Origin of the sequence: Allocoleopsis sp. (assembly GCF_036703385.1) — a bacterium.
GTDB lineage: Bacteria > Cyanobacteriota > Cyanobacteriia > Cyanobacteriales > Coleofasciculaceae > Allocoleopsis.
Genome location: NZ_DATNPA010000085.1, coordinates 1 through 7,800, shown reverse-complemented (window position 1 = coordinate 7,800; position 7,800 = coordinate 1). Strand labels below are relative to the sequence as shown.

Below are 7,800 nucleotides of genomic sequence, written 5' to 3'. Positions count from 1 at the left end.
GGAGCGCTCAAAAATTGTAGCCATTGTTACAGGGGCGATTTCTTTACTACTAGCGATCGCCTATCTCATCTTGGTTCAGCTCTTAGATTTTCGGGGTGAGATGATTCCCGCTCCAGTGAGTCAGCTCGCGCCAACCGTGGGAATGGCTTCGGAACACTCACTCGATAGGGTTGTCCTTCACCCCCCAACTCTTTTACCACTGGAAGCGATACTGATCAAGTGAATTCTATGGCTCCAATAAAGGCTCGCCGTTATGCCATCCTGGGGACGGGTGCGTTAGGTGGGTACTACGGTGCTTGCTTGCAACGAGTAGGTCTAGAGGTACACTTCCTGCTGCATCGCGATTACCAACACGTTAGAGAGCAGGGTTTAGTGATTCAGTCGGCAGATGGGGACTTCACTCTCCCCTATGTCAATGCTTATGATGATGCCGCCAAGATGCCAGCTTGTGATGTGGTGATTGTGGCACTCAAGACCACACAAAATCACCTACTATGTGACATGCTGCTCCCTGTGGTCAAAGACAATGGTGTTGTTTTAGTGTTGCAAAATGGCTTAGGGATAGAACAGGAAGTTGCCGCAATTGTTGGCTCAAAACGGGTGATGGGGGGCTTGTGTTTTCTTTGTTCCAATAAAGTGGGGCCAGGACATATCCACCACCTTGATTACAAACAAATTACCCTGGGCGAATATCTCCCAGACTATCAACCCGGTGGCTTAACAGAGCGGATGCGTCAGATTGCCGATGATTTTGAACGTGCTGGTATCCCCATTACATTAGCGGAAGACTTGCTGTTGGCTCGTTGGCAGAAATTGGTGTGGAATATTCCCTACAACGGGCTTTCTGTGGTACTTGATGCGACAACAAATGAGTTGATGGCAGATCAGTATACGCGATCGCTCGTTGAACAGCTCATGGAAGAAGTGGTTGCGGGCGCGGCGGCTACGGCTCGTAAAATTAGCGATCGCTTTATTCAAACCATGCTCGATTATACGGAAAAGATGACGCCGTATCGTACCAGCATGAAGATTGACTACGATGAGCGGCGTCCCTTAGAGGTCGAGGCAATTGTCGGTAATCCCTTACGGGTTGCCACAGCAGTCGGTACTAACTTACCGCTCATTTCAATGCTTTATCGTCAGCTCAAGTTTCTGAATGTTCAAAATCACCGCTTCAACAGTGAGCAGTGAACAGGAAAGCGTAGGTTGGGTTAAGCGATCACGCAACCCAACAAATCCATTACATGTGCATTAAATTAAACAGCTCAGTGTTGGACAACTCACTCCGCACAAGATAATGGAAAGCTTTTCCACAGGCTAGAGGTTGAAACACTAGCTGTGAAAGCCACGTTTGGATAACACTTGTATTCAATTAAAAAAGGTATATAACTGATTTCCTTTTCGGGAGCGATAAAAACCGATCGCGTTTGGGTTTCCTTCCAAGAGGAAACTTTTCCTGTTGCTGCTGTTGTATACTCCTTCCCATCAACAACAAGCCTTATTTTCTGCGGTTGAACTACTTGGTTTGACGGTGGAGTTTGGTTTCCTCTAACCTTAACAGTAACGAGAACATCCATATCCATACCGTAGGGGTTTGGCAGGGGAGAGAGGGGAGACAGCTTATTGGTTGAACGGTCAAATACTTGAAGCGTAATGTCTTCAATCTTCAGTCGATTCTGATTTTGTTCCAAAGCATAACCTGTTGATGCAATTAAGCCGATGAACAATAATCCGATCATAAAAATTCGTAAAAATTTCATCGTTTCTCCTCACTCCTTTCCTCAACCATCAAGGGAAGCTTATGGACAGTCAATCACCCAATCACCCACCCGCTAACAATCTTGTACCCTTAACCCTTACCATTAGGCGAATCGTTTATCTTTCTCACATTATCGACCCCGCAATCCCCCTGTGGCCTGGTGACCCCTCTGTCGCATTGGAGACGGTAGCTGAGTTGGATAAAGAGGGTTATTACCTGCGGCGTTTCTCTCTTGGGGAACATAGTGCTACACACATGAATGCGCCTAATAGTTTTTATCCCGAAGGGATGAGCATTGACAAATACCCGGCTGAGTCATTAATTGCACAAGCCGTGGTTATTGATATTCGCAAGCAGGCAGCTAGTAATACTGATTATGCGCTTACATTAGCTGATGTTCTGGCCTGGGAGCAACAATACGGTCAGATTCCTCCAAAAAGTGTAGTGCTGCTATTTACAGGTTGGCAGTCGAAGTGGTCAAATCAGGAGGCATTTTTCAATCAAGATGCCTCTGGAGGAATGCATTTCCCCGGTTTTGGTAGTGAGGCAACCCAGTTTTTGCTAAAAGAACGGCAGATTGCTGGGATAGGGATTGATACGCATGGTGTGGACTCAGGACAGGATACAACCTTCGCCATCAATCGTTTAGTTTTAGAACAGCCTCGGATTGTGCTAGAGAATCTGACTAATTTAGACCAGTTGCCTGCGATCGGTACAATATTAGTTATTGGCGTTCTACGTCTCTTGGGTGGTAGCGGTTCTCCTGTCGCCGTGTTGGCATTGCTGCCTTAACTTAATTTATCCGACGAGCCATCTGTTCTAAGCTGTTACGCTTACAAGTTGCATTGTGACAGTTTCCAAAAGGCTTGCCACTAGTGACTTTCCTCATTTTGAATTTTGAATTTTGAATTTTGAATTGCTTACTGCATCCAAGTAAGCTTGACTATGGGCTTTGCCTAAATGTATACGCGAATTATATGTGAATGACTTTCGGTTTAGGGACGCCGACTAAGTTGTATCTTTGCTCGCCCCATTAAACCGATGAACAGCAAGTATGCCCAGCTTTTGAGCTGATTGTTACTCCCTGAACTCTTGGCAGTTTACCCTAGTTTTCACCCCATTCTAGGCTGGTGGGTTACTTCTGCCGAGCTGGTCTAGTAAGCCCCCTTCTTTTGAAGAATAACGACGATTGTTCGCAGTAAAATCTGCAAGTCTAATCCGAGTGTCCAGTTCTCCATGTAAAAAGCATCTAGACGCAATACATCCTCAAAGTTGGTAAGATTTGAGCGTCCCGATACTTGCCAAAGTCCTGTTATCCCAGGCAAAACTTCATGGCGAATAAAGTGATGCTCAGAGAATTTTTGCACATCTCTCACTGGTAAAGGACGAGGACCAACTAAACTCATTTCTCCAATAAGAACGTTAAATAATTGTGGCAATTCGTCTAGACTGTAGCGGCGCAGAAATTTTCCAACCTTTGTAATGCGAGGGTCATCTTTCATTTTAAAAAGAACACCGTCTTTCATTTCATTACGGGCTTCTAGCTCTTTCTGGAACTGATCTGCATTAGTATGCATAGTTCTAAACTTCCACGCCTTGAATTGTTTTCCATGTAGACCAACGCGTTCTTGTTTGTAAAAAACGGAACCATAAGAATCCAACTTAATAATTATTGCAATGATTAGTAAAACCGGGGCTAATAAAATTAGTAGTGAAATAGAAAAAACAAAATCAAAAATTCGCTTCATCCAGAAATCAAAACCCGTAATTATGGGGGAATAAAAATTGATAGTCGGTACCCCACCTATCATTGATATATCTGAATTTCGGTAAAAAGATTCTACGTCCATGCACAAAATACGCAATGTAATACCAGCATTGCGAAGACTCCAATAAAGGAACATTGGATCTTTTATCTTCTTCCAAGAGGAGACAAAAACTTCTCCTACACCTAGATAACGAATGGCTTCAATGAATACTCTAACGTTAGATTTTTCCAATGAATACGCATCAACGTACTTAATTGTCTTATAACAATTTTCCCGTTCTAATAAGCCAATAGCTTTTTCAGCATCTTCGGGAGGACAAATTATCAGGGTAGGATAGCGAAATGCACCTCCCTTACGAAGCTGCTGAAGTAGAAGATCTGTGATCCATCGACTAACACATATAAAAAATATACTTAATAACCACGAAAATAGATATGTGGAGCGGGAAACAAACTTGATTGGCTCATAGAGAAAAGCGATACTCAATAGGATGAGGTGGGAAAAACTGATTGCTTTAATAAGATTCCAATAGTCACATCGATTTTGCCCAGATTGATAGAGCTTTTGTGCTGCAATAATACCTACTTCGATAGGAAGAACTACAAACAATGATGCTGGGTTGATTTTGATTGACCAAAAAGAATGTAAAAAAGTTCCATACGTTCCTGCCATTACCCATGCCAGTGAGAGAAAGAATAAATCCCCTAAAACCAGAGTAACAATGCGAAGCCATGTTCCATAGGCATTCTGGCGCAGTTTTGTGAAAAATGGTGCTCGTAAATCTAACTTAGAAGATTCAATCGTAGAAGTTCCCATAATGGTGAAAAATCTTTTAACTAATCTCAAATGATCAGTAGATTCTGCTAATCCAGATTTGGAAAAAATCTTAGAGGCAGCAGTCTGGAGAGCCAGTTTAAAATCGATGCATAGAATAGAAGAGACGATGCATCACTAGCAGTATTATTGGGAAGTTATTGTTTTCCCAAAGGAGTTTATCTCAACAAAGCCTTCCTGCGTGGTGTGTCCTTAAAATAAAGCTCTTGCTTTTCATACTAAAGGTACATGAAAAATTTTTAGAATTCTACACCTATAGGAAATCTTAATAAATTATTTATTTAGCGGCAAACTACGCGCCCTTAGTATTAAGGCAGAATTTTTTTAAAAAGTATTTCATATAACGTTTTAAGCTCACCAAAAAGTTATATAATAATATTTTTGCTTCATTTTTTCAGAAAGCCATCAGTGACACTTGGGTTTCCCACTATTAAGTACGGGAGAGCCAAATGAGCGAACCGTAAGATACAGTTGAAGCTGAGCCAGAAGCAGAGTGAATTTTTAGGGTTGACTAACCCAAGACCCCTAAATCTATCCTCATGTGCTACGACTGGTAGCTGCTTGGTGTTACGTTCCTAACTATACATCCTGGCTCAATCAAATCGAGTGTTGGCTTAGCATCGTATACGCGCCCTAGCTATCTCTGTTTGTCTCAAACCTTTTTCATAAGCGCTTATGGAAGTTCCAGAATATTCAGAAGAGATAGATTTTCAAAAATATTGGCTTGTTCTTAAACGGCGCTGGCTCCCAGCTATGGGAGTTTTTGGAATTCTTTTTTTACTTGCCACTCTAGCCGCGTCCAGGCAAAAGCCCGTCTATCAGGCAGAGGGAAAGCTTCTCTTCAAACCAGACCGTCCTTCAGAGCTGACCGGCTTGAAAAATAATATAGGAGAGCTTGCTTCCATTGGGGAAAAGAGCGACCCCCTATCTACAGAAGCACAGATTATTGCTTCACATAGCATTGCCCAAGAGACTGTGAAAGTACTGAATCTTAGAGACAAAAAGGGTAAGCCCCTCGATCCAAAAGCTATAGTGGGAGGGCTTAAGGTGAAACCTGTTACTGGGACAGACTTACTGCAAATTACCTATCAGGACGCTGACCCTAAGGTGGCTGCGGCGGTGGTTAATAAAATTATGGATGTTTACATCGCCAACAATGTCCTCAATAATCAAGCTAAAGCTAAAGCCGCCCGCCTATTTATTAGTAAACAACTACCTAGTCTGGAAACCACGGTCAGGCAAGCCGATGCAGCTTTGCGTCAATTTAAAGAAGAGAATCAAGTGGTGGCTCTGTCAGAGGAAGCAAGCACGGCAGTACAAGCTATCTCAGCCATAAACGGTCAAATTTCTCAAACTCAGGCTCAACTGGCAAATATAACTGCCCAGTCTGAATCCGTCCGTAACCAGCTAGGTCTAAATCAAGAGGAAGCTGTAGCCGTTGCTTCTTTGAGTCAGTCGCCTGGAGTAAAGGAGGTACTTACAGAACTCCAAAAGGTACAAACTCAGCTCGCGGGTGAACGGAGACGCTTCCTTGATACAGCCCCGCCGATAGTTAGCTTAAAGCGTAAAGAAGCGGAACTGAGCGCCTTACTGCAAGAGCGAGTATACCAAGTTCTTGGGAGCCAACAAAATGTGCCGATTAAGAATTTACAACTTGGAGATCTCAAGCAAGGATTAACGGTGAATTTCGTTCAGCTTGAAGGACAACGCTCCGGTTTGGCTAACCAGCTAACCGTTCTCTACAATATAAAAGAAAATTATAAAAATCGAGCTAAGAGCCTGCCTAAATTAGAGCAGACCCAGCGAGAACTACAGCGACGGGTTGAGGCATCCCAAACTACCTACGAGACTCTTTTGAATAAGCTTCAAGAAGCACAGGTAGCAGAAAATCAAACTGTAGGTAACGCTCGTATTATTGAGACTGCCTTGATTCCTGAGAAGAACGCTGGCCCTGGTAAGAAAAAATACCTGATAGCGGGAGGTATTGTAGGTATCATGCTTGCTATAGCCACAGCCTTCTTGCTAGATCTGATAGACAGATCGGTTAAAAGTGTCAAAGAGGCGAAGGAACTATTTGGGTATACCTTACTGGGAGTCATTCCTGCCTTAAGCAAATCGGCAAAAAGTGTTCATATTGGAAATCTAGACCGGACTGTACCCAATGTTTTTGCTAGAGATTTCCCGTACTCTCCGATCAACGAAGCTTACCAAATGCTTCAGGCTAATTTGAAATTCCTGAGTTCAGACAAAGAAATTAAAGCTATTGTCGTGACGAGTTCCGTCCCCAAGGAAGGAAAGTCTGAAGTATCTGCTAATTTAGCGGTAGCTATGTCTCAAGTGGGACGCCGAGTCTTGTTGGTCGATGCGGATATGCGTCATCCGTCTCAACACCATATATGGGAACTAACAAATTTAGTGGGCTTAAGTAACATCCTTGTCGGTGAGGCTGAATTCACTGAAGTTCTACGGGAAGTCATGCCTAAGCTGGATGTTCTTACCTCTGGAGTAATACCTCCTAACCCTGTGGCGCTTCTCGACTCAAAACGGATGGCTTCTTTAATTGAAACGTTCTCGAATATCTATGACTTTGTAATCGTGGATACTCCTCCTCTAGCTGGAATCGCAGATGCTCCTATTTTGGGCAAAATGGCTGACGGCATTTTACTGGTAGTTCGACCTAGGGGGGTAGATTTTCCTGACGCTAAGGGGGCTAAGGAGTTTCTTGGGCGATCGGGTCAGAATGTCCTAGGGTTAGTGGCTAATGGCGTAATGATTAAAAACGAACCGGATAGCTACTTCTACTACACTAAAGGCCAATATAAGGATAAGGAGCCAAATTCTGCCAACCCGAAGAAAGCTAAGTTTGGTATTAACAGTGAGGTTAAGCGATCTTGAAGTAGCATTGATGGATAGTTGCTCCAATCGAGGCTAAACCGAACTGATCATTGAAATATTTATCAATAATTAGTCGCGGTGAAGCTTGTGCTAGATTCAGCGCTTCTTTTTCCGATTTGGGAAATCTTTATGGAGGAAGTAATTTAGCGGCTTTTAGATTCGCATGAGTTTGCTCGGCGATTATAAATTTTAGGTGAAGATTAAAAAAAATCTATACACATCCTCCCAAAGTGGTATTATATTTTTAAAAATAAATAGTTGACTGCTGATCAAACCCAAGCCCCTAAGTCATATAACTCCTGGCGGTTGCGATCGCTTTTTTTCCGAGAAATTCGGGTCTAAGCTCTTCGTCTCCTAAATGTCCTAACAAAGCAAATATAGTTATTTCTTTGATTCAAATTTTTAATCAGCCGATTACAGGAAAGCAGATGCATCAGCAAGAACTAATTATTGAGGCAGGTCGTGCAGAGAGACAATATTGGAAAGACTTATGGACTTACCGGGAGTTGTTTTACTTCTTGGCTTGGCGTGACATTATAGTAC

Annotated in this window: 6 protein-coding genes and 1 pseudogene; 5 read left to right on the top strand and 2 right to left on the bottom strand. The window is 42.9% G+C overall.

Translation table 11 applies throughout. The features are described from left to right. On the top strand, positions 1–223 hold a 223-nt coding region (locus tag V6C93_RS04380), incomplete at its 5' end, for a hypothetical protein (protein WP_333475430.1). A gap of 5 nt (positions 224–228) precedes the next feature. Then, positions 229–1,191, top strand: a complete 963-nt coding sequence (locus V6C93_RS04375) for a putative 2-dehydropantoate 2-reductase (protein WP_333475429.1) — start codon at positions 229–231, stop codon at positions 1,189–1,191. Positions 1,192–1,280: 89 nt separating this feature from the next. On the opposite strand, the gene V6C93_RS04370 is transcribed toward V6C93_RS04375, so the two are convergent. After that, positions 1,281–1,760 carry a hypothetical protein gene (locus V6C93_RS04370; RefSeq protein ID WP_333475428.1) on the bottom strand — a complete coding sequence of 160 codons (480 nt, stop codon included), beginning with the start codon at positions 1,758–1,760 and terminating at the stop codon, positions 1,281–1,283. Positions 1,761–1,801: 41 nt separating this feature from the next. Here V6C93_RS04370 and V6C93_RS04365 point away from each other — a divergent pair, with 41 nt between their 5' ends. Beyond that, positions 1,802–2,551: a cyclase family protein gene (locus tag V6C93_RS04365; RefSeq protein WP_333475427.1), complete on the top strand. Its 750-nt coding sequence runs from the start codon at positions 1,802–1,804 to the stop codon at positions 2,549–2,551. A 362-nt stretch (positions 2,552–2,913) separates the two neighbouring features. Here the strand turns inward: V6C93_RS04365 and V6C93_RS04360 are convergent, their stop codons facing one another. Continuing rightward, entirely contained in the window at positions 2,914–4,344 is a 1,431-nt protein-coding gene (locus V6C93_RS04360; RefSeq protein ID WP_333475426.1) for a sugar transferase, read from the bottom strand. Between the two features lie 693 nt (positions 4,345–5,037). On the opposite strand from V6C93_RS04360, the gene V6C93_RS04355 reads away from it, so the two are divergent. Next, on the top strand, positions 5,038–7,257 hold the full coding sequence (locus V6C93_RS04355) for a GumC family protein (RefSeq protein WP_333475425.1): 2,220 nt from the start codon (positions 5,038–5,040) through the stop codon (positions 7,255–7,257). 428 nt (positions 7,258–7,685) lie between these two features. Continuing rightward, positions 7,686–7,800: pseudogene (locus V6C93_RS38085) on the top strand (ABC transporter permease); the annotation flags it as partial.

Coding starts and splice junctions, on each gene's coding strand:
- V6C93_RS04375 (WP_333475429.1), top strand. CDS start 229: ATGGCTCCAATAAAGGCTCGCCGTTATGCCATCCTGGGGACGGGTGCG.
- V6C93_RS04370 (WP_333475428.1), bottom strand. CDS start 1,760: ATGAAATTTTTACGAATTTTTATGATCGGATTATTGTTCATCGGCTTA.
- V6C93_RS04365 (WP_333475427.1), top strand. CDS start 1,802: ATGGACAGTCAATCACCCAATCACCCACCCGCTAACAATCTTGTACCC.
- V6C93_RS04360 (WP_333475426.1), bottom strand. CDS start 4,344: ATGGGAACTTCTACGATTGAATCTTCTAAGTTAGATTTACGAGCACCA.
- V6C93_RS04355 (WP_333475425.1), top strand. CDS start 5,038: ATGGAAGTTCCAGAATATTCAGAAGAGATAGATTTTCAAAAATATTGG.